General features: G+C 68.2%; 1 pseudogene. It reads right to left on the bottom strand.

What is annotated here, in order from left to right:
* Positions 1-1,320: pseudogene (locus tag JQC81_RS32390) on the bottom strand (IS701 family transposase); the annotation flags it as partial.
* Positions 1,321-1,369 lie beyond the last annotated feature (49 nt).

Raw genomic sequence — 1,369 nt, 5'->3', positions numbered from 1 at the left:
TACTACAGCCGGGCCTTGCGTCGGCGTCGGGTGCGTTTGCGCCAGTGGCATTCGCGCGCCCGCTGCTGATGGCGCCGGCGCCACATCGACCAGTGTTCCACGGCCTCAAGCGAAGGCGGCCGCTCCCACACCAGATGCCAGAGCAGGCGGCGCACCTCCGGCACGGTGAGCGGCAGCAGCCCCGCGGCCTGCACGACGGGGGCCTCTCCCCCCGATGGCGTGCCGGCGCACGATGGTTAGATAAGCATGCGCCAGCATGGATAGGGTGATGTGCCGGTGCCAGCCCGTCCACGAGCGCACCTCGTACTCGTCCAAGCCAGTCTCGCCCTTGGCTTCCTCAAAGCAGCTCTCGATCCGCCAGCGCATCCCCGCAATCCGCACCAGCTCAGAGAGCGACGTGTCCTCCGGCGACCGGGTGAGATAGAACGTGAACTGATGCGGCTGCCCCTTCTGGCCCTTCTTACGGCGGATCAGCAGGCCGGTTTTCCAGCCTGGCACCGGCGGCGTGCGATACGGCAGATACGCCCAATCGTACAGCCGCGGGCCCTTGGCGCCATCCCCAGCGCTCAGCCGCCGCCAGCCGCGGGCCGGCACGTCCTCGAGCCAATCCTCCACAGGCTTGAACCCGAGCCGCTGGGCCGAGGTCACCGCCAGCACATAGCCGCGCCCGTGCGCCTCGATCAGGCGCCGCGTCTGGTGATCGGCCCCATAGAGGCTGTCGCTCACCACCCAGGCACACGGCACGCCGGCCTCGAACGCTTGCTTGAGCATCGCCTGCCCGAGCTTCGGCTTGGTGGTGAAGCCAACCTCCTCCGGCACGCCTGCCTCCGTTCGCCGTGCGGCGTCAAAAGCCCAGGTTTCGGGCAGGTACAGGGCCCGGTCGATCAGGGCGTGGCCATGCCGGCTGGCATAGGCGAGAAACACCCCGATCTGGCAGTTCTCAATGCGGCCGGCAGTGCCGGAGTACTGGCGTTTGACGCCGGCTGATTTGCTGCCCTTCTTCACAAAGCCGGTCTCATCCAGCACCAGCACGGCGTCAGGATCGCCGAGATGCTCGACCACATAGGCGCGCAGGTCCTCGCGCACGGCCTCGGCATCCCAGTGCATGCGGGACAGGAAATCCTGCACACCGTCGGGGCTGGCATCGCCGGCGGCTTCGGCCAGGTGCCAGCCGTTCTTGCGCTCGAGCGGCGCAAGCAGGCCCTGCAGGTAGGCCCGGGCCCGCCGGCGCGGTTCGATGCGGCTGAAGCGGGGAGCAATGCGCGAGCAGAGTTCGTCCAACTGAGCGGCCCAGCGGTGGGCCTCGCTTGCGTACGTCATGGCGCGACACCTCCGTGTCTAAGACAACGCACAAGGCCCGGCTGTAGTA

This window comes from Microvirga arabica (assembly GCF_016811235.1).
GTDB classification, from domain to species: domain Bacteria; phylum Pseudomonadota; class Alphaproteobacteria; order Rhizobiales; family Beijerinckiaceae; genus Microvirga; species Microvirga arabica.
This window is presented reverse-complemented; position numbering and strand designations above follow the sequence as displayed.